Below are 18,513 nucleotides of genomic sequence, written 5' to 3' on the forward strand. Positions count from 1 at the left end.
TGTATAAATATCAGGAATAATTCAAGTGATCGGGCTCAAAATTAAATATTTACAAAGTTAAAAACAAAAGGTATCATAAGTCTGAACATTTTTTTTACAGGCTTATATTTTGAAAACAGGTTATTCCTTAGAAAAGTATTTAATTTTTTTCTGTTTTTTTCCAGATCCCGGGGATAATCCACGCTTTCTGTTTTTTTTCTTTCATAATACTCCTGTGTACTGCAAATATATCTGGCAGGTATGCCTCCATAGACAGAATTATCCGGAATCGAGTTATTCACTACAGCTCCGATCGTTATGATGCAGTTATTACCAATACTTACATTATACGTGATTGTTGAGTTGGCTCCAATAAAAGTATTGTCTCCAACTTTTATTCTTCCAAAAACCCGCACATCGTCATAGCCTTCTACTTTTTTCATTATCGTAGATCCGCCGCTGTGAGTAACGAATAAAACGGAAGAAGAAATTCTGCAAAAATTACCAATTTCTATTAGAAAAGGTTCGCTGCCAAAATTAATACCGTTTTGGAGAGAGACGCCTTCCCCCAATTGCAAGCCATTTTTTTTGCAGGTGTTGTAATAGCTTTTCCATTTGAGCTTTTCTATTTCCGAAAAAAGCTTTGTTATTAGTCGATTATGCATGTTGTGTTTTTTTAATTTGTATAATTTTTAACAGTCTTTTTACTACTGATGAAATTAAAATAAAATCGTTTCAATCATTGTCTGGAATTTTTTCTATTGTGTTATATATCGGGAATGGAAGAATTATTAAGCAACACAGCGCTTCTTGATAACATGACATAAGAAAAGCTGAAGGAAACCTATCCAAAAGCTTTTCACATAATTTACATAGGAAGGCTTTTATCACAAAGTTCACCCTGGTGCAGACCAACGATGTATGTAAGATCAAACCTATTTCTATCAAGATTATTCAATAAGTTTAAAATCACTTTTTCTACACCGGCCATAGATCTATGGCAGAATAGCAAATGTTTCTTTTTATACATTTTGTGTTTTTTTAAAAAAAAGAAAGTGAAAAAACAAATATAAGTATTGTTTGAACATTTCTTTTGTATTTTTGCATTTCAAAACATAAGTTGTATGAACAAAATCGCAGAAATTGCATCTACTTTTTTCGCTTATCTCAAGCGTCCCGACCTTTATCCGGAATTAAGGCGTAAAATCTGGAAAAATATTTTTAATCGTTCTTCTGGCTTGCGAGGCAAGGAAGAAGCAGAAAAATGGTGTGCATCATTAGCAATTTCTGAGAAGGATTTTATAGAAAAAGTTTTAAGTCTTACTTTCATCCCCTTTGAAAAAATATTCCCGCAAGAATTTGCAGATGCATTACAAATCCAGGCAAAAGCACCTGTGAAACTAGGCGGAGCAGGATCATTAAGCGTGATCTATTACATTAATGAATTTACAAATGCTCAGAAATCTATAGAAACCGGCGTTGCTTACGGCTGGTCCTCTTTTGCAGCATTGGCATCTTTGGTTCATAGAAACGGAACGCTCTACAGCTCGGATATGCCATACTTGTTGCAAAACCAAAGTGAGGATTTTGTAGGCTGCGTGATTCCGGAAAAGTATAAAAACAACTGGGATCTTTATCGTTTTGCCGATAAGGAATCACTGCCAAAGATCTTCAGCAAAGCAGATTCTTTTGATGTAGTACATTATGATAGTGATAAATCTTATGACGGAAGAATCTGGGCTTATAATTTATTACTCACTAAAGTAAGAAAAGGTGGTATTTTTATGAGCGATGATATTGGTGATAATGCAGCATTCAAAGATTTTTGTGAAAAGAGAAATCTTAAACCATATGTTGTCGAATTCGATGGTAAGTATGCCGGAGTAATTATAAAAGATTAAAAAGCAAAACCTCAGAATTTCTGAGGTTTTTTTATGTCTGAAAAAGAATGAAAAACTGTTATGACGTTACTTCAGTTTTATCAGAAGAAATCTTATTCTTCCCGAATTTGTTCCTTATATAATGATTCAAAGGTTCTTCCACGTAAAGGAATAATACAATGGAAATGACATTCAGGAGAATGAAAATGACAAATTTATTCTCAACAATGTAATCAAATATGAAAATAGGTACAAAGCCTTTATGTATCAGATAAAATATATAGGAGCTTTTTCCAAGTAATACAAATGTTCGGTTTGAGAGAATTTTTTGAATGACAGTTTTCTCATTTATCAGTCCCCAAAGCAGAGGGACAATTCCAAAACAGGCGAGGAAAATTACATAAAATGCACTCCCAAAATCACTTTTAAAATCAATAAAAGGTGTAACATAATGTTTTCCAAAAAGGTAAAAGATAATCATTGTCAGGCCAAAACAGGTGACCCAATCTCCGGAAAAATTTATTTTACGCTTAAGAATAAAATATGCTAAACCAATACCTGCGAAAAAGTCAAAAATAAAAATGGCTATATTTTGCTGTAAAAACCCCCATTTATTTCCGGGAACATCAGTAATATCTTTCATATAAACTCCAAACAGGAAAATCAAAACCGGTAATATGATCAGATTCCATTTGGTCTTCCTTATCAAAATAAAATATAATGGTGCTGCGAGATAAAAAATCTCTTCTAATGTCAACGTCCAGCCTTGCGCAACGCCTGTAAGATTATATTTTAAAAAGAGTGCTTTTGTCATCGTAAAGGATAGTACAGCTTCGATTGTTTTTTCTGAAGTCCAGCCATTTTGCAGAAACCAAACCAGAAAAAAGATAAAAGTAATCAGGAAATACATCGGGTAGATACGTGCAAATCTGTTGACCATATATTTTTTGAAATGAATAGGATAATCATTAAAATACCTGTAAGTAATAAGAAAACCACTTAATACAAAAAACATTTCCACTCCAATGTGAAAATTTAAAATAGTATGTCTTGCAATTTCCGGGTACTTGGGATTGTCAAATGGCATAAAATGATACAGAAAAATCATCCAGGCGGCAATGGCGCGGTAACCTGTCAGCGCAGGAAAAAATTGTTTATTAGTCGACATCGGAGCCCAGGTTTTTGTATTGAAGTTTAAATTGATTTACCCACTTTTCATATTCGTCCAGATTGATTTTTCCGGTAATGAATTTTTTGAAATAATCGAGAGAAAAATCTTTTGGGAAATTCTGCATCGGATCAAACTCGCTTCTCAGCCAGGCTTCATTGATTAAATGATTAAACAGATTGACATCGAAATCAAAACCATATTCGTGGTAAGAATTGGCTGCTGAAGACTGGAACGTGGTTTTCATAGCTTCAGTTTTCAACCGCGAAACAAAATTCGGGTTATTCCTATTTTTTTTATAAAATAATGAAGCGTTGATAAGTTGTCTTTTTTCATCTACTTTTCCGTCCATTTTTTTCCAGACCTCCAGCCAGTAATCTTTCCGGAAAAAACCCATCAATATTGAATTAAGCGCCCAATATTTGACTTGGGTTCTGTTGTTAACTTTCCCGAATTTATATAATAATGAAAAGAATTTGTAGCGATTGTAGAAAAAAGCTTCCATCAGCTTTTCCGGCATCAGCAATAAATCTTTTGGCTGCGCGGATTCTATATTTTCCGAGATTGATTTTAAGTGCAGATCACTCCGTTCTTGCACATTTCCAAGCCAGCCCAGCTTTAATAGAGAAATATTAAGTTTTTTTGCTTCAGAGGTAAGTTCATCAACATTCAGAGGTTCTGTGAACCAAACGTCATCTTCCGTTACGATCACATATTCCGACGCGTTTTCAACATTTTCATACCAGAATTTTGTCGGGATTTCAAAGCCGTTGATTGGTTTCCCGGAAATCAGATTTTCCTCAATTGCTTTTATTTTGTTTTCATAACTGTCTGAAAGCGCGATTTCTACTTCCGGATATTTTTCCCGGATCTTGTCGAGATATTTCTTTGGCGTTCCGTCATCCAGGACTTTGATTTTAAAATTACCGGTCATGTTTTTATAAACCGAGGCAATGCATCTGTCCAGATAAAAAGCTCTGTTAAAGGATTTTATAAAGATGTTTGTCATAGAAATTTTCGTTTAATTCTTTTCAATATTGTGTTTTGTTTTTGATGAATGAAGGTGGCGAAATTATCAACTTCTGTGATGTTTTTACCATATATTTTTGTGATATTCCTTCTCTTCAGAGTTTCTTTCAGCACATCATTCCAGGCAGCATAGCGTTGTATTGTTTTATTTTTATCACGGGACAATCCGGTGTCGTGCAATCTGTAGTACAAAAGGGGCTTTTTTATAAATTTAAAATCACCCAATTCATACAATTTCAGATATAATTCCTGATCTTCTGCAATTCTGTAGTTTGAACTTATTCTGCTGGTTTTTAAATAAATATCTTTTCTGAAAGTGAAAAAGTGATTGACCGTAAAAAAGATATTCAGAAAAAGAGGATCACCATTTTTGATCTGGTAAGAATCCGGGAATTTTCTTATGATATTAAGAGATTGATCACAGAACCAAAACTGAGAATAAGTTGCAACAGTCTTTTCCGAGTAATTTTCTAATGATATTTTTATAGCATCATTTGTAAGAACATCATCGGGATCCAGAAATCCACAAATTTCGCCGTTTGCCAGTTCAATCAGTTTTCCTTTGGTAAAGCCGACGCCTTCATTTTTCTCATTCCTGAAAATCCGGAACCTGGAATCATTTTTTACATATTCTGATACTTTTTCGAAAGAACCGTCATTGGAAAAATCGTCCAGGATCACCACTTCAAAATTGGTATAAGTCTGCTGCATAAGACTGTTGTAACAATCTATGAAATAATCAAAATGATTATAATGCGCAATAAGAACAGAGAACAACATTAAAAATTGAAAATGGATTTGATACGGTATTTTAATAACTCTTTCAATCCGCCATATTTGTAATATAAAGAGCTTAACGATGACGGAAGATTATTTTTTTTGGAATAGAAAGTATAGAGTTTCAAAAATTTCAGGTTCTGATAATCTTTGAAGTTTGATGAAAATTCATTCAGAACATCATAATAATATTGTCCCAAAGCAATGTTTTTATGATCGGTAAGATCTGTACGTCTTGTGATCTGCTGGCTGCTTCTTCTGATGGCGACAAAAGCTGAATTAACACCTAAAACATAATGATTATTAGCAAAATCGAGATACAGTATCAGATCTGTTTTCCAGGCAAGCGGATAGTTTCTGAGTCCTTTCTTTTCATACATTTTTCGGGAAAAAACATTTTCCGAAATCGAGATAAACATCTTCTGTTCCAGATCATCCCAGATGTAATCTTCTGCTTTATAAAGCGGATGCTGTTCCAGGTCTATCAAAAAAGTATTATCCTCGGTTACTCTTCTCATTTTGAAGCGCATCAGTTCAGAACTTTCTTTTTTGGCTGCCGGTATTGCTTTATAAAATTCCTCCACAAAATTCTCTGCCAGATAATCGTCATCTGCCAGTATCATCAGCCAGTCTTCGTCTTTGGACAGAGCAATGCAGCGATCCCATTGCTCCACAAGTTGACCTTTGCCACCAAGGTTCTCATCAAATTTTGTGTAAAAAATATTTTGATTTTTATTGTATTTCTGAATCAGCTCATAAGGATCAGCAGAGCTGGCATCATTTCCAATATAGACATTGAAATTTGGATCTGTCTGATTTGCAAGGTTTTTCAGCGTGTCCTCAAAGAAATCTATTTTGAAGAAAGGTATAATAACAGCTAGTTTCTGTTCCATTTTTTTTCATAATTAAAATTTCAAATTGATATTTAATTCCAAATAATTATGATTCAGAGTTTTAAAAATAAATTTGATATTAATGTCAATGTGTTTTATTGCAGCAAATATACAGTTAATGCCCGATTTTATTTCTATTTTTGCCTAAAATTAGTAAAATAAAACACATCCGATGAATCCCCTTGTTACCATTGTAATTCCTGTTTATAAAGTTGAAAAATTTATTGTACGATGTCTGCAGTCTGTTGTCAGTCAATTATATAGCAATATAGAGTGCATTCTTGTAAATGATGTGACGCCGGATTCTTCTATGCTAATTGCTGAGGAATTTATTTCTAATAATCCGGATTTTAATTTTAAAGTTATCAATCAGCCTTATAATCAGGGGCTTTCTATGGCTAGAAATGCAGGGATGGATCTTGCAAAAGGAAAGTATATTTACTTTCTGGACAGTGATGATGAGATCACAAATTATGCAATTCAGCACCTTGTAGATCTTGCCGAAAAAACCAATGCAGAAATGGTTTTGGGACAAAGTGTCTGCATCAATGAAGAGGAAGGCTGGGAGAGAAATTATTTCCCTATAGCCTCGTCAAAAGATATCCTGGAAGGCAGTAAAGAGATAGTCTGGAATTTTGTAAAAGGAAAATATCCGGTGATGGCATGTGATAAGCTTGTAAGAATGGATTTTCTGATGGAGAACAAACTTTATTTTGTAAAAGATCTTTTTTCCCAGGATGTTCTGTGGAGCTTCCAAAGTATGCTGAAGTTTGAGAAAATCGCTTTTCTGAGAGAAGATACTTATCTGTATTATTTTCACGGTGCATCCATCATTCATAACCGTGGTGAGAAACATTTTGGAAACTGGATCACAATTGCAGGATATATGAATGAAGCTTATAAGGCAGAAAAAAATCCTTACAACAAAAAATTAATTCTCGAAAATCTGGTTGATTTCAAAGCTTCTACTTTGGAAATGAACTGGAAAGCTCAGAAAAATGAAGATCTTTGGAAAAGAAGTTATAAAGCGTATAATCAACTCAATGGTTTGGGAATCGCAGATTATTTTTCCGCCGCTTATTCTACCAAACTAAAAAAGCAGGACTTATTTTACCGCCTGCCTTTGTTTATTGGATATCCATTTTTCCGCTGGAGATTCGGGAAATAAAATTTGACTCCATTTAAGGTCGGAGTAAACTAAATTTTATTAGATTACAATCTTGTGATCCCGTTTTCTTTTTCCAGAATTCCTTTCACATCATAAATGATTCCGTTTTTGGTAAGCAGATTTTTGATATTTAATTTTTCAAATTCTTTGTGAGAAACGGCTAAAACGACAGCTTCATATTTTTTGAACGGCGTTTTTGTTGAGGTTTCAAGGCCGTATTCATGTTTTACTTCTTCGGGGTTTGCCCAAGGATCAAAAATGCTGACATTAATGCCATAATCCTCCAGATTTCTAACAACATCTACAACTTTAGTATTCCTGACATCCGGACAGTTTTCTTTAAAAGTAAAGCCTAATACCAAAACATCAGCACCATTGACTTTCAAGTCCTGCTTCAACATTTGTTTCACGGTTTCGCTTGCAACATATTGTCCCATAGAGTCATTCATTCTTCTTCCTGCCAGTATAATTTCCGGATGATAACCGAATTCCTGAGCTTTCTGAGCGAGATAATAAGGATCTACGCCAATGCAATGTCCGCCCACCAAGCCTGGTTTGAAAGGTAAAAAGTTCCATTTTGTGGCGGCGGCTTTCAAAACATCGTGGGTGTCAATTCCCATTAGGTTAAAGATCTTTGCCAGCTCATTTACGAAAGCAATATTGATATCACGCTGGGAGTTTTCGATCACTTTTGCAGCTTCTGCAACCTTGATTGTCGGCGCAAGATAAGTTCCGGCTTCGATCACGGAGCTATAAAGGTCATCCACAATTTTCCCGATTTCCGGAGTAGAACCGGCTGTTACCTTCAAAATTTTTTCGACTGTGTGAAGTTTATCTCCAGGATTGATCCTTTCCGGAGAATAGCCTGCAAAGAAGTCAATATTAAATTTTAAGCCTGTATTTTTTTCTAAAACCGGAACGCATTCTTCTTCTGTTACGCCAGGATAAACCGTTGATTCATAAATAACAATGTCACCTTTTTTAAGGACTTTTGCAACAGTTTCACTGGCTTTATAAAGTGGCGTAAGATCCGGGCGGTTGTTTTTGTCAACCGGCGTCGGGACAGTCACGATATAAACATTGGAATCCGAAATGTCCTCGAGTTTATTGGAGCAAAACAGGCCGGTTTCTCCTGATTTTGGATTGTTATTTACCAATGATGATTTTAATAGTTCATCAGAAACTTCCAGAGTATCATCTTTTCCGGAGCTGAGCTCGGCGATTCTTTTTTCATTAATATCAAAACCGACAACGGGATATTTTGTAGAGAATAATCTTGCCAGCGGTAATCCGACATAGCCTAATCCGATTATTGTAATTTTATGATTCATCATTTTGTTTTTTTATTTAAGATTTTCCCAATACCAGGTCACAGCTTCTTTCAAGCCATCTTTCATAGAATGTTTTGGCTGATAATCAAGAAGATTTTTTGCTTTGTCTATGCTCGCAAGGGAATGCGGAACATCACCTTTTCTGTAATCTCCGTAGATAATTTGGACATTTGCAATTCGTGAATCGAAGTCAGAAAGATATTCTTTCAGATATTTTACAAGATCATTCAGTGTTGTTCTTTCTCCGAAAGCTGTGTTGTAAATCTGGTTTACAGCTTCGTCATTTTCTGATGTTAGGGCCAACAGATTCATCAGAATCACATTATCAATGTAGGTAAAATCTCTGGAATATTCGCCGCCGCCGTTGATGACAGGGGATTCGTGATTCATCAGCTGCATTACAAATTTCGGGATCACTGCGGCGTAAGCACCATTTGGATTTTGTTTTCTTCCAAAAACATTAAAATACCTTAAACCAATCGTATCAAAACCATAAGTTCTTTTGAAAACATCGGCGTATAACTCATTCACATATTTTGTAATGGCGTAAGGCGAAAGTGGTTTTCCGATGACATCTTCAACTTTTGGAAGACTCTCGGAATCGCCATAAGTAGAAGAACTTGCGGCATAAATAAACCTTTTCACACCACAATCTCTGGCTGCAACCAGCATATTTAGAAATCCGCCAACATTCACATCATTGCTTGTAATAGGGTCATTAATGGATCTTGGAACAGAACCAAGTGCGGCCTCGTGTAAAACAAAATCCTGATTTTCACAAGCCTTCTGACAGGTCTCAAGATCGCGGATATCACCTTCTATCAGGCTGAAATTCGGCTTGTCTTTTAGGGCATCCAGATTTTCTCTTAATCCTGTAGAAAAATTGTCAAGACACGTTACATTGGCTCCAAGGCTCAGAAGTTCCTCACAAAGATTGGAGCCGATAAAACCAGCTCCTCCTGTTACCAATATATTTTTATTATTAAGTTTTTCTTTAAAATTCATCATTTAAGAATAATATTTTTCCAAGATCCTATTGAGGTAGGACTCTTTGTTTGTAAGTGCATTGTTTCGGAAATAGTCTTCCACATCGGGAACATTGATGTCGTAACCGGAACCGCTTTTTATAAGGTTAAGGTCAAGCTTTGTGTTGTAAAAACGTTCTATGATTTCCAGAATTTCTATAATTGCATAGTTCTGATTGTAAGCCACATTTATGATCTTGTTGAGCGTTTTATTCTCCAATAAGGAGAAAGTGATATTTTTGATATCATCTGCATCTATGAGATTTCGGGTGGCTTTTGTATGGACATTGATGGTTTCATTATTTTTGATAGAACGAACAAGATAATTCATCAGGAGATTTGGATTTCCTCCTTTTCCAACGGCATTGCTGACTCTTAGAATCAGATATTTGGCACAGGCATTTTTGATGATCTGTTCCATTTTCAGTTTGTGAAGTACGTAGTCACTAGTTGTTTTAGATGAGTCATAGACACTGCAGGTGGAGAAATAAACAAATATCTTCTCAGGATTTTCCTCTATTGTATTTCGGATAAGTGTTTCCTCTCTCAAAAATTCTTCCAATCTGGTTTCCAAAGAATTAGATACGCCGGATGCAAAGAAAACAGTGTCTTCTTTGTCGTTATCTATAAAAAGAGATGCTAAAAGTCCTCTACCTATAATCATGCAAAATATGTTTTAATTTTTTTTCTCAATGGGTTTTCAAAATGGCGAAGTAAATGTAAGGATTTTTAATAGTTAAGACAGAATTTGCCTTTTTAAGAGCCATACTTGACTCACTATCCAAAATGCCAGACATCCCATAGTAATTGTGTTTTGATTTGTTTTTATATTAAAAAATTAAGCAACCAGTAAAAAGTTCTGAACCATAATATAGAAAAATAATCAGGAAAGCAGCAATTAATCTTGTGAAAGTTAGTTGTGAGATCATTATTAGTTTTTGATAGTTGCTTGTTTTTCAGCATTTTCGATCACGTTAAGTATTTCATGAGAAATAAGATTACAAGTAAAAGCATTCCAATGAGAATCATCATATTGATACAGCATCTTATTGCTATTTTTTCTGAAGTTATTATAAAACTCAATAGTAGGGTAATATGGAATGTTTTTTTGATCCAGGATTTTACCCAATTTGAAAAGATAATCCGGTTGTTTCTGAACAGGAATTTTATCAAAATACACGGTTTCTTTATTCGGCATTGGCAGATAGAGAAATTTTGAACCAATAGAGTCGCAATATTTTTTGTAAGATTCCAAAGAATTAATATTCTGATTCATCCATTCCTCAGAAGGATTAAGATGTGCGGTATCGTAAAAGAATAATTTTTCCTCAACTTTTGATTGGGTTCCAGATCCTGTAGACTTCTCGATTTTTGCTTTTGCATAATTATTAACATAACCACGGAAAATTTTGTCCAGAAAAACATTTGCATTTCCAGTATTCCATAGGTTGATGTAATTATATTTTAATCTATGATAAAAGGAGTTATCAAAATAATTGATTTTTGGTATTTCGCCTCTTTCTACACGCTCATAGATTATGTATTTCGGCTTCTTAATAATATTAAGCTTTAACAGTTTGTCAAACATTGAAAAATCTATCGGAGCCATACCGTAAACAGAATATTTATTTTTAGAATTTTTCATGATTTGGTTTGCCAAAAGTTGTTCCTGACTGAGGGTAGCACCCATCGTATAAGAATCTCCAATGATAATAATGTCGGGGTTTTCTATAAATTTATTATTTCTGAACCCTAGCTTATCTGTAATATAACTTTCGTCTTTTGGGATGGCATATTTTGTATTAAAGCACAAATCACCGCTGCCAATCATATTACCTTTCTGATTTTCATATAACGGGAAATTGTGTGGAATGATGTTGCTCTTATATATGATCGATTCGTGAAATCTGTGCGTGAAAAAACTGATCGGCAGAAAACCCTGCAGAATATCAATAATCAGTAAAGGCGACAAAAATAACAGCGTTCTTAAAATAAATTTTTTCATATTTTAAAATTGAAAATAAATAAATTGTGATTGCTCTCCCGCAAACAAGAGTACCAAAACAGCTAATAGAAAATAAATACTCCATCTGGCAAAAACAGGCATTTTGGTAAATGGCTTTCTTAATGGATGCAATTGTTCTCTCATAAACCATTCAAAAATCAGCATAATCAATACGAAGATCAATACTTTAAAATCACCATTCAAAAGTTTGTAAGGATAACCGATTCCTACTCCCAAAGTAGAAAATAACCTGGCGATGTATGTAAAAGCATCCGTCACAGAATCCGATCGGAAAAAGATCCAGGCAAAACTTGCCAGAGAAAATGTGAGAATCAGCTGAAGAATTTCTTTGATGGTAGGAAACAATCTGCCTTCTGCAATAATGTCAAGATTATTACGATTGGTTTTCAGAACAATAGAGGGTAAAATGAATAATGCGTTCAGGAATCCCCAAATGATAAAAGTCCAGTTGGCACCATGCCAGAAACCGCTCACGATGAAGATTATAAACGTGTTCCTGATTCTCATCCAATTTCCACCCTTGCTTCCACCAAGTGGAATATAAAGGTAATCCCGAAACCAGGATGACAGAGAAATATGCCATCTTCTCCAGAACTCTGCAATGTCACGGGAAAAATATGGGTAAGCAAAATTTCTTAAAAGATCAAATCCAAACAGCCTTGCAGTTCCCAAAGCAATATCAGAATATCCGGAAAAATCGCCATAGATCTGAAACGCAAACATAACAGCTCCAAATATCAGTGTAACACCGGTATATTGATGATAATCATTAAAGATCATATTGGCATAATAGGCACAGTTATCTGCAACCACCATTTTTTTGAAAAGCCCCCAAAGTATTTGTCTCAGACCATCAACAGCGTTTTCATAACTGAAGTTTCTGTCCTTTTTGATTTGAGGTAAAAGATGCGTTGCTCTCTCAATAGGACCAGCAACCAAAAGCGGAAAGAAACTTACGAATAATGTATAGTCTAGCCATGATTTTTCTGCTTTGATGCGTTCTTTATAAATGTCAATAACATATGACAATCCGTGGAATGTATAAAAGGAAATCCCGACAGGCAAAACAATTTGTAATACCCAAGGACTCGTGTGTAAACCAAAACCTGAAACAAACTCTGCAAAGGATTCTGCAAAGAAATTATAATATTTGAAAAAACCGAGGAAGCCAAGATTGACACTTATGCTAAGCCAGAACCAAAATTTTTTGGAAGATTTGCTATCAGAATTTTCAATTTTAAGTCCGGTATAATAATCCAGAAAAGTAGAAAAAGCCAAAAGGAAAAGAAACCGCCAATCCCAGCAGGCATAGAAATAATAGCTTGCCGCCATCAAGAGAATATTCTGCTTTTTTCTTGACTTCATCAGCCAGTAAAGAGCAAAAACAATCGGAAGAAATATGGCAAAACTTATAGAGTTGAATAGCATTGATTATATTTTTACATTATAAAACTGAGCAACTTTTGGATGACCAACATGCAGCAGAATCTCGTTTCCAATCCCCACATCTTCTCCACAAACACAAAATTCTGCAGGTAATAGGTATGGAGAAATGCTCGTTTTTCTTGCCGCTTTCCACATCACAAGAGAAGCTCTGGAGGGTTCTTTTATCATGAAGTCACAGCAATTTTCAAAAAATTTCCTGCCATCTTCCGAATCTTTCCAAAGTGTCATCGGACTTTGATTGTAAGAGTGTCCGAAACCGCCGCTTTCGTCCAGAATTTGTTTTGCATCCATAGACATTTCCATATCTCTTTTGAGTAGATTTCTTGGATTGTATGGCGCACAAAACCCGAATGTTTTTGTTAAATAAACCAAACTATAGATGTCTGACGAAACTGCAAACATATCCGAATCTACAACACAGCGGAAATCAGCTTCTGATTCCAAAAGAGATTTGAATTTGAAATAATCGGCTGTCCTGTAGAGATACCTTGGATGTTCTTTTTCTGGAATTGGAGACTTTACGATTTTCAAATCAACGCCATCAATTTCTAAATCAAAATCACTGTAGACCGTGAATTTTGCATTCGGGAAAAACTGTCTGATGGTTGACAGGGATGGTTCCAGCCTGTTTTTTACATTAAATTCTGATCCGCCCGCGTTAACCCTGTTTTCTCCAAATTCACAAAAAAGAAATTCTATGGAAATGGAATCTAAAAATAATTTAAGTTCTTGATTTTCAATTTTATATTCCTGCAAATTGTCTGCTGACAAAATTCGTTTTGGAGTCGTGTTAATTTCAGAGATCGTTTTCTTTTTACCAAGAAGTACATCTTTGGCTTCGCGCAGTCTCCAGAGTAAAGTCCCAATCATCTTCCGGTAATTTTTGAGATTAATTTTTTCTTCACAAACTCCAAAATATACCTCAGGGGAATCTGTTCAAGAACAGTATCAATGTTTATTTTTTTTTGGTTGTAAACAACGTTCTTTATGTTTTTTTTAGCATCAGGAATATCCTGTACCAGTTTTAAAATTCCATAGGTATTTACCAAAGCCTTATAGCCGTCTTCCAGGTTACTCCAGTTTCCATGCCAGGATCCGGAAAAATGATGAGTGACAAAATTCTTAGGTAAGTCCTGAGAAAAATGAGTGGAAGGATATAGTTTTATACCGTTTTTAAGTTCCTGAAATTGATCCTTGCCGGCATCTGCCCCATATTTTTCAACAAGAAGCCTGGAAAAAATAACAGTGTTTGTAATTTCCTGAAAGGAAGTTTCGTTTTCGTAATATTCCTTGATATCTTTTGCTAATGGATGTTCTTTCTCGACAGCCCAAAAAGCGGAAAAGGGGACTCCCTTTATCTCAAACCCACAGATTGCTTTTTCCTCGAGAAATTCATTCAATGGAGATTTGATTTCCATATCAGTGTCCAGATAGAATCCTCCTTCTTCATAAAGGATCTTTGCCCGTGCATAGTCGGAGACAAAGGCCCATTTCTTTTTTTCGTACGCTTCTTTTGTGTAAGGAATTGCATTAACATCGAAGTTTTCTTCCGTCCATTCAACGATTTCGAAATCCGGCTGGTATTTTTTCCAGCTTGCAATGCAATGTTGTGTCAGCGCATTTTTTTCGCCTTTTCCAAACCAGAAGTAATGTATTTTTTTGGGAATCATGATGATCTATTTGAAAAGTCCTTTTGCTTTCATCTCTTCCAAAGAATTATTCAGCTTATTTTCCTGAATATCCTGTTGCAGAACCCAGTCTGTAAATTGCTTGATGCCTTGAGTAAAGTCAAATTTCGGTTCGAAACCAAGTTTCGATTTTATCTTTGTAAGATCAGCAAAATTATGTCTGATATCTCCCAGTCGGAAATTGCCTGTAATGGTAACAGGAACATCAATTCCGTAAGAATCGATCAATGTATTAGCAACCGTCATCACATCCGTTGCAACGCCGGTTCCCACATTGAAAACTTCGCCGTTTGCCTCGTCGTTTTCTAATCCGGCGATTGTTGCGTCTACAACATCATCAATGAAAACAAAATCACGAGATTCTTTCCCGTCCTCAAATATTTTGATGCCGTCGTTATTTCTGATCTGGTTAGAAAAAATGGATAAAATCCCAGTGTAAGGATTAGAAAGAGATTGTCCCGGACCATAAACATTCTGATATCGGAATGCAACCGGCGCAATGTTTACTGTCGGGCAAACGGCCATTATCATCTGTTCCTGATTCTGCTTTGTAATCCCGTAAACAGAAGAAGGATGGATCTTGGAATCTTCGGAAGTCGGTAACAGTTTTAAAGCAGAGTTGTCTTTATATTTCACTTCAAAATCGCCGGCAAGCATATCTTTTTCTGTTCTGTGAGAAGGATAGACCAGTCCTAATTCCGGATGTTCATACCTGCCTTCACCATAGATTGATCTGGAAGAAGCAATAATTACTTTTTTGACATTATTTTTTTGATTGACGAGAATATCCAGCATCAAAGCGGTTCCCTGCACATTAACTTCTGTGTACTTTTCTATACAATACATCGATTGTCCTGTCCCTGTTTCTGCAGCATAATGGACAATAGCATCCTGATTTTCAATTGCTTTTTCCAGGTCTTCTCGGGACGTAACAGTTCCGGGGATAAAATGGACTTTATCTTTGATGCTTTGGTAAAGAGGAGAGGTGTTTTCCGGGTCGGAGCCGTGGATTTGTTCGGACAGATTGTCCAGAACGGTGATTTCGTAACCTTTGTCTATCAGCTTAAGAGCCAGATTACTTCCTATGAAGCCTGCACCGCCTGTTATTAATATTTTTTTTATCATTCGTGAAAGTTCTTTAGTAAGAAGCAAATTTCAATTTGTAAAAGTACAAAAAAAGCATAATTTAGCGGAAAATATTATCAATTATCTGTTAAATTTGTTCAATGAAGATATTATACGTCAACAAAAATATCAATCTTTCCAAGCCGATTATCAAACAATTACAAAAGATGGGCTTTGAAGTGGATGTTTTGATAGAGTCTCTGCCGAAAGCAATAGATCAGTCTTCTCTTGTTCACAGATTTGGAAATATATTTCACCGGCTTATCCTTAAAGATAAAAACTATTTCTTAAAAAAAGAAAAACAGCTTTTTGAAAAATTTGCCGAAAAAAGATTGAAAAATAAAAAGTACGACATTGCGTTTTTTATCAGAGCAGATATGTATTCTGAAAAATTGATCACCAAAGTAAGACACCAAAGTAAAAAAATGGTCAGTTACCAATGGGACGGATTAGAAATGTACCCAAGGATTTTCAATTATTATAAATATTTTGACAGGAAACTGGTTTTTGATGGTAATGATATTAGAAAGTTCCCACAATATAATCTCCTTCCGCTGCCGATTTATCATTATACCGAAAATATTTTTCACGATCCGGAAAAGGAAGAAATCGATCTTTTTTACATTGGCGTTGGGTTGGACGAGCGAATCAAAATGTCGTATAATATCGAGAAGTATTCTAAAGAAAATAATCTGAGATTCAAAGCAATTTTGACGGTTCCGGAGTTCCGGGAAGAGAAAAAAACTGAATCAGTAAGCCTGCAGCATACAGGAATTTCTCTGGAAGAAAATGAAACATATACGAGTAAAGCCAAAGCTGTTGTCGACTTTAAAATGAATTCTCACAATGGTGTTGCTTTCCGCTTTTTTGAATGCCTGAATCAGGAGCAGAAATTTGTGTCAAATAACAAAAACCTCAAAGACTACGATTTTTACCATCCGGATAATATTTTTATTACAGATTTTGCAGATTTAGTTGGGTTAAAAGAGTTTTTGCAAAAGCCTTATCATAAAATCGACAGACAAGTAGTTGAGAAATATGGTGTCAAAAACTGGCTGAAATATGCGTTGGATTATGGTGATTATGAACCAATAAATTTACCTTGATGGAGGAGTTTTTAACCATTTTTACGCCCACTTACAACAGAGCCTATACTCTTCCGAAGTTATATGAAAGTCTTGTTAATCAAACGAGTAGAAAATTTATTTGGCTGATTGTAGATGATGGTTCTTCTGATGATACCAAGGATTTAGTTCAAAAATTTCAGGGTGAAAATATGATTGAGATCCAATACATTTTTCAGGAGAATAAAGGGAAACACTTTGCCGTAAACAAAGGATTAAAAAATACAAAGACAGAATTTTTCTCAGTTATTGACAGCGATGATTTCCTTGCTGACAATGCCGTTGCAGAAATAGAATTGCTTTCCAATAAAATTAAAAATGATCATCAGACTGCAGGATTTACTTTCATCAGATTTTCTGAAAAAACAGAGTTTGACAAGGAAAAATATGGTCAAAAGGAATGGCTCGTTTCCGGAAGAGCAGAATATGACTGGGAATTTCCAGGAGAAATGACCTATTGTTTCAAAACAGAGATTCACAAACAATTTTTATTTCCAGAGTTTGAAGGCGAAAAGTTCTGTCCGGAGTCATTGGTTTTCAGAAGAATAGAAAGAAAGTACAAAATTCTTTTTACAGACAAAGTTTTGGCTTTTGGAGACTATTTGGCAGATGGATTGATGAGCAATTATTATCAGCTTCTTATCAAAAATCCCAAAAGCTCATTACTTAATATTAAAGAAAGATTCCAAGATTCTTTATCGGAAAAAGAAAAGTTGGATCTCGCAAAAAACTATTGGGATATTGCCTCAAAATCCGGATCTTCTTTCAGAGAAAAATTTTTCGGAATTAGTCCTTTTCTGATTCTTAAAGTTTTACTGAATAAACGTAAAAAGTAAACACACAAATGAAAAAAATATCAATCATCATTCCGCTTTACAATGCCGAAAAATATATTGCCAGGTGTTTGGATTCTATTGTACTTCAGAGTTATAAAAACTTTGAAATCATTGTCATTAATGATAAAAGTAAAGATGATTCCTGGAATGTTTTGAACCAGTATGTTTCTGAAAATCTGAATGTTGATTTTAAAATAATTAATAACGAAATTAATCTGGGACTTAGCAAAACCAGAAACAAAGGAACTGACTTGGCAACAGGTGATTATATTCTTTTTATGGATAACGATGATACGCTGGTTGACGAATTCTCTTTGCAGCATTTTATAAATGCAACAGAAAACAATCCTGATATTGTGATAGGGAAAACCCGGTTTCTACAGAATGATGAACCAAAAGAAAGCAGATATCATACGTTGAAGAATACTAAAAATACGTATAAAAATAATGAAGTGATCAACGGGTTTTTGTCCGGAGAATGGGCTGTAACTGCCTGGAACAAGCTTTATAAAACAGCATTTCTAAAAGAAAATAAGCTAAGATTTCTTGATGATCTTTTGCATGAGGATGAGCTTTGGGCCTTCGAAACGGCAATTCCTGCCAAGGTGGTTAATTTTTTGGACTTTGAAACCTATAATTATTATTCGTTATCGAATCCGGAATCTATGACGGCAACAATGGGTTTGAAAAACATTGAACATTATCTTATCATTCTCACCAAAAAACTCGAAATCGCAAAGAACAAGGAACTTTACAAACAGACAGGCTTAATAGACAAATACCTAAAGCATTTCGCAAATTTTGTAATCCTGAACAAAGTTTCAAAACTAGATTTTAAAATATTCAGGGATTTTTATACGAAAATCAGTGCTGAATTTGAAAGTCAATTTCCGGAAAAAGATCAATTTTCACTTAATCCAAAAGTTGCCTATTATCTTTATAAAATGAAATTTGATGAAGGCTTTTTTCTTTATGGAAAATTCCCGAAATATGTGAATCGACTTATTAAAATTTAGGA

Annotated in this window: 18 protein-coding genes; 5 read left to right on the forward strand and 13 right to left on the reverse strand. The window is 34.9% G+C overall.

What is annotated here, in order from left to right:
• Window positions 1–41: 41 nt before the first annotated feature.
• Window positions 42–644, reverse strand: a complete 603-nt coding sequence (locus ACFJGY_RS02545) for an acyltransferase (RefSeq protein ID WP_379967820.1) — start codon at window positions 642–644, stop codon at window positions 42–44.
• 459 nt (window positions 645–1,103) lie between these two features.
• Between ACFJGY_RS02545 and ACFJGY_RS02550 the strand changes: the two genes are divergently transcribed.
• A complete protein-coding gene (locus tag ACFJGY_RS02550) occupies window positions 1,104–1,880 on the forward strand; it encodes a class I SAM-dependent methyltransferase (protein WP_379967822.1) in 777 nt (258 codons plus the stop codon).
• A 58-nt stretch (window positions 1,881–1,938) separates the two neighbouring features.
• Here the strand turns inward: ACFJGY_RS02550 and ACFJGY_RS02555 are convergent, their stop codons facing one another.
• Genes ACFJGY_RS02555 through ACFJGY_RS02570 form a run of 4 tightly spaced genes read right to left on the reverse strand, consistent with a single transcriptional unit; the run spans window position 1,939 to window position 5,726 of the window.
• Window positions 1,939–3,027 (reverse strand): acyltransferase family protein, encoded by a 1,089-nt coding sequence (locus ACFJGY_RS02555; protein ID WP_379967824.1) that lies wholly within the window; start codon window positions 3,025–3,027, stop codon window positions 1,939–1,941.
• Window positions 3,017–4,036: a glycosyltransferase family 2 protein gene (locus ACFJGY_RS02560; RefSeq protein ID WP_379967826.1), complete on the reverse strand. Its 1,020-nt coding sequence runs from the start codon at window positions 4,034–4,036 to the stop codon at window positions 3,017–3,019. The genes ACFJGY_RS02555 and ACFJGY_RS02560 overlap by 11 nt, the downstream gene beginning before the upstream one ends.
• Window positions 4,033–4,836: a glycosyltransferase family 2 protein gene (locus ACFJGY_RS02565; protein WP_379967828.1), complete on the reverse strand. Its 804-nt coding sequence runs from the start codon at window positions 4,834–4,836 to the stop codon at window positions 4,033–4,035. The genes ACFJGY_RS02560 and ACFJGY_RS02565 overlap by 4 nt, the downstream gene beginning before the upstream one ends.
• Window positions 4,836–5,726, reverse strand: coding sequence for a glycosyltransferase (locus ACFJGY_RS02570; protein ID WP_379967830.1), 891 nt, complete (start codon window positions 5,724–5,726; stop codon window positions 4,836–4,838). The genes ACFJGY_RS02565 and ACFJGY_RS02570 overlap by 1 nt, the downstream gene beginning before the upstream one ends.
• 172 nt (window positions 5,727–5,898) lie before the next feature.
• Here ACFJGY_RS02570 and ACFJGY_RS02575 point away from each other — a divergent pair, with 172 nt between their 5' ends.
• Window positions 5,899–6,894: a glycosyltransferase gene (locus tag ACFJGY_RS02575; protein ID WP_379967832.1), complete on the forward strand. Its 996-nt coding sequence runs from the start codon at window positions 5,899–5,901 to the stop codon at window positions 6,892–6,894.
• Between the two features lie 44 nt (window positions 6,895–6,938).
• On the opposite strand, the gene ACFJGY_RS02580 is transcribed toward ACFJGY_RS02575, so the two are convergent.
• The 8 genes from ACFJGY_RS02580 to ACFJGY_RS02615 form a co-directional block, all read right to left on the reverse strand.
• Window positions 6,939–8,228, reverse strand: coding sequence for a nucleotide sugar dehydrogenase (locus ACFJGY_RS02580; protein ID WP_379967834.1), 1,290 nt, complete (start codon window positions 8,226–8,228; stop codon window positions 6,939–6,941).
• A gap of 9 nt (window positions 8,229–8,237) precedes the next feature.
• Complete coding sequence (locus tag ACFJGY_RS02585) at window positions 8,238–9,230, reverse strand: SDR family oxidoreductase (protein WP_379970081.1); 993 nt, start codon at window positions 9,228–9,230, stop codon at window positions 8,238–8,240.
• A gap of 3 nt (window positions 9,231–9,233) precedes the next feature.
• Window positions 9,234–9,914, reverse strand: coding sequence for an NAD-dependent epimerase/dehydratase family protein (locus tag ACFJGY_RS02590; RefSeq protein ID WP_379967836.1), 681 nt, complete (start codon window positions 9,912–9,914; stop codon window positions 9,234–9,236).
• Between the two features lie 267 nt (window positions 9,915–10,181).
• Window positions 10,182–11,255, reverse strand: coding sequence for a hypothetical protein (locus tag ACFJGY_RS02595; RefSeq protein WP_379967838.1), 1,074 nt, complete (start codon window positions 11,253–11,255; stop codon window positions 10,182–10,184).
• A gap of 3 nt (window positions 11,256–11,258) precedes the next feature.
• The gene (locus ACFJGY_RS02600; protein WP_379967840.1) at window positions 11,259–12,704 is read right to left on the reverse strand and encodes an MBOAT family O-acyltransferase; all 1,446 of its coding nucleotides are present in this window, start codon (window positions 12,702–12,704) and stop codon (window positions 11,259–11,261) included.
• Between the two features lie 3 nt (window positions 12,705–12,707).
• Window positions 12,708–13,592 carry a hypothetical protein gene (locus tag ACFJGY_RS02605; protein ID WP_379967842.1) on the reverse strand — a complete coding sequence of 295 codons (885 nt, stop codon included), beginning with the start codon at window positions 13,590–13,592 and terminating at the stop codon, window positions 12,708–12,710.
• On the reverse strand, window positions 13,589–14,392 hold the full coding sequence (locus tag ACFJGY_RS02610; protein ID WP_379967844.1) for a glycosyltransferase family 32 protein: 804 nt from the start codon (window positions 14,390–14,392) through the stop codon (window positions 13,589–13,591). The genes ACFJGY_RS02605 and ACFJGY_RS02610 overlap by 4 nt, the downstream gene beginning before the upstream one ends.
• A 6-nt stretch (window positions 14,393–14,398) precedes the next feature.
• Window positions 14,399–15,535 (reverse strand): NAD-dependent epimerase/dehydratase family protein, encoded by a 1,137-nt coding sequence (locus ACFJGY_RS02615; protein WP_379967846.1) that lies wholly within the window; start codon window positions 15,533–15,535, stop codon window positions 14,399–14,401.
• Between the two features lie 101 nt (window positions 15,536–15,636).
• Here ACFJGY_RS02615 and ACFJGY_RS02620 point away from each other — a divergent pair, with 101 nt between their 5' ends.
• The 3 genes from ACFJGY_RS02620 to ACFJGY_RS02630 are packed head-to-tail and all read left to right on the forward strand — an operon-like array spanning window position 15,637 to window position 18,511.
• Complete coding sequence (locus ACFJGY_RS02620) at window positions 15,637–16,641, forward strand: hypothetical protein (protein ID WP_379967848.1); 1,005 nt, start codon at window positions 15,637–15,639, stop codon at window positions 16,639–16,641.
• The gene (locus ACFJGY_RS02625; RefSeq protein WP_379967850.1) at window positions 16,641–17,495 is read left to right on the forward strand and encodes a glycosyltransferase family A protein; all 855 of its coding nucleotides are present in this window, start codon (window positions 16,641–16,643) and stop codon (window positions 17,493–17,495) included. Before ACFJGY_RS02620 ends, ACFJGY_RS02625 begins: the two co-directional genes overlap by 1 nt.
• Before the next feature lie 8 nt (window positions 17,496–17,503).
• Entirely contained in the window at window positions 17,504–18,511 is a 1,008-nt protein-coding gene (locus ACFJGY_RS02630; RefSeq protein WP_379967852.1) for a glycosyltransferase family 2 protein, read from the forward strand.
• The last annotated feature ends 2 nt before the right edge of the window (window positions 18,512–18,513 follow it).

The sequence above is a fragment of the Epilithonimonas sp. UC225_85 genome (genome assembly GCF_042695135.1).
Taxonomy (GTDB): Bacteria; Bacteroidota; Bacteroidia; order Flavobacteriales; family Weeksellaceae; genus Epilithonimonas.

What these genes read in the sequence shown, in the direction of transcription:
- ACFJGY_RS02545 (WP_379967820.1), bottom strand. Translation starts at nt 644, where the DNA reads ATGCATAATCGACTAATAACAAAGCTTTTTTCGGAAATAGAAAAGCTC.
- ACFJGY_RS02550 (WP_379967822.1), top strand. Translation starts at nt 1,104, where the DNA reads ATGAACAAAATCGCAGAAATTGCATCTACTTTTTTCGCTTATCTCAAG.
- ACFJGY_RS02555 (WP_379967824.1), bottom strand. Translation starts at nt 3,027, where the DNA reads ATGTCGACTAATAAACAATTTTTTCCTGCGCTGACAGGTTACCGCGCC.
- ACFJGY_RS02560 (WP_379967826.1), bottom strand. Translation starts at nt 4,036, where the DNA reads ATGACAAACATCTTTATAAAATCCTTTAACAGAGCTTTTTATCTGGAC.
- ACFJGY_RS02565 (WP_379967828.1), bottom strand. Translation starts at nt 4,836, where the DNA reads ATGTTGTTCTCTGTTCTTATTGCGCATTATAATCATTTTGATTATTTC.
- ACFJGY_RS02570 (WP_379967830.1), bottom strand. Translation starts at nt 5,726, where the DNA reads ATGGAACAGAAACTAGCTGTTATTATACCTTTCTTCAAAATAGATTTC.
- ACFJGY_RS02575 (WP_379967832.1), top strand. Translation starts at nt 5,899, where the DNA reads ATGAATCCCCTTGTTACCATTGTAATTCCTGTTTATAAAGTTGAAAAA.
- ACFJGY_RS02580 (WP_379967834.1), bottom strand. Translation starts at nt 8,228, where the DNA reads ATGATGAATCATAAAATTACAATAATCGGATTAGGCTATGTCGGATTA.
- ACFJGY_RS02585 (WP_379970081.1), bottom strand. Translation starts at nt 9,230, where the DNA reads ATGAATTTTAAAGAAAAACTTAATAATAAAAATATATTGGTAACAGGA.
- ACFJGY_RS02590 (WP_379967836.1), bottom strand. Translation starts at nt 9,914, where the DNA reads ATGATTATAGGTAGAGGACTTTTAGCATCTCTTTTTATAGATAACGAC.
- ACFJGY_RS02595 (WP_379967838.1), bottom strand. Translation starts at nt 11,255, where the DNA reads ATGAAAAAATTTATTTTAAGAACGCTGTTATTTTTGTCGCCTTTACTG.
- ACFJGY_RS02600 (WP_379967840.1), bottom strand. Translation starts at nt 12,704, where the DNA reads ATGCTATTCAACTCTATAAGTTTTGCCATATTTCTTCCGATTGTTTTT.
- ACFJGY_RS02605 (WP_379967842.1), bottom strand. Translation starts at nt 13,592, where the DNA reads ATGATTGGGACTTTACTCTGGAGACTGCGCGAAGCCAAAGATGTACTT.
- ACFJGY_RS02610 (WP_379967844.1), bottom strand. Translation starts at nt 14,392, where the DNA reads ATGATTCCCAAAAAAATACATTACTTCTGGTTTGGAAAAGGCGAAAAA.
- ACFJGY_RS02615 (WP_379967846.1), bottom strand. Translation starts at nt 15,535, where the DNA reads ATGATAAAAAAAATATTAATAACAGGCGGTGCAGGCTTCATAGGAAGT.
- ACFJGY_RS02620 (WP_379967848.1), top strand. Translation starts at nt 15,637, where the DNA reads ATGAAGATATTATACGTCAACAAAAATATCAATCTTTCCAAGCCGATT.
- ACFJGY_RS02625 (WP_379967850.1), top strand. Translation starts at nt 16,641, where the DNA reads ATGGAGGAGTTTTTAACCATTTTTACGCCCACTTACAACAGAGCCTAT.
- ACFJGY_RS02630 (WP_379967852.1), top strand. Translation starts at nt 17,504, where the DNA reads ATGAAAAAAATATCAATCATCATTCCGCTTTACAATGCCGAAAAATAT.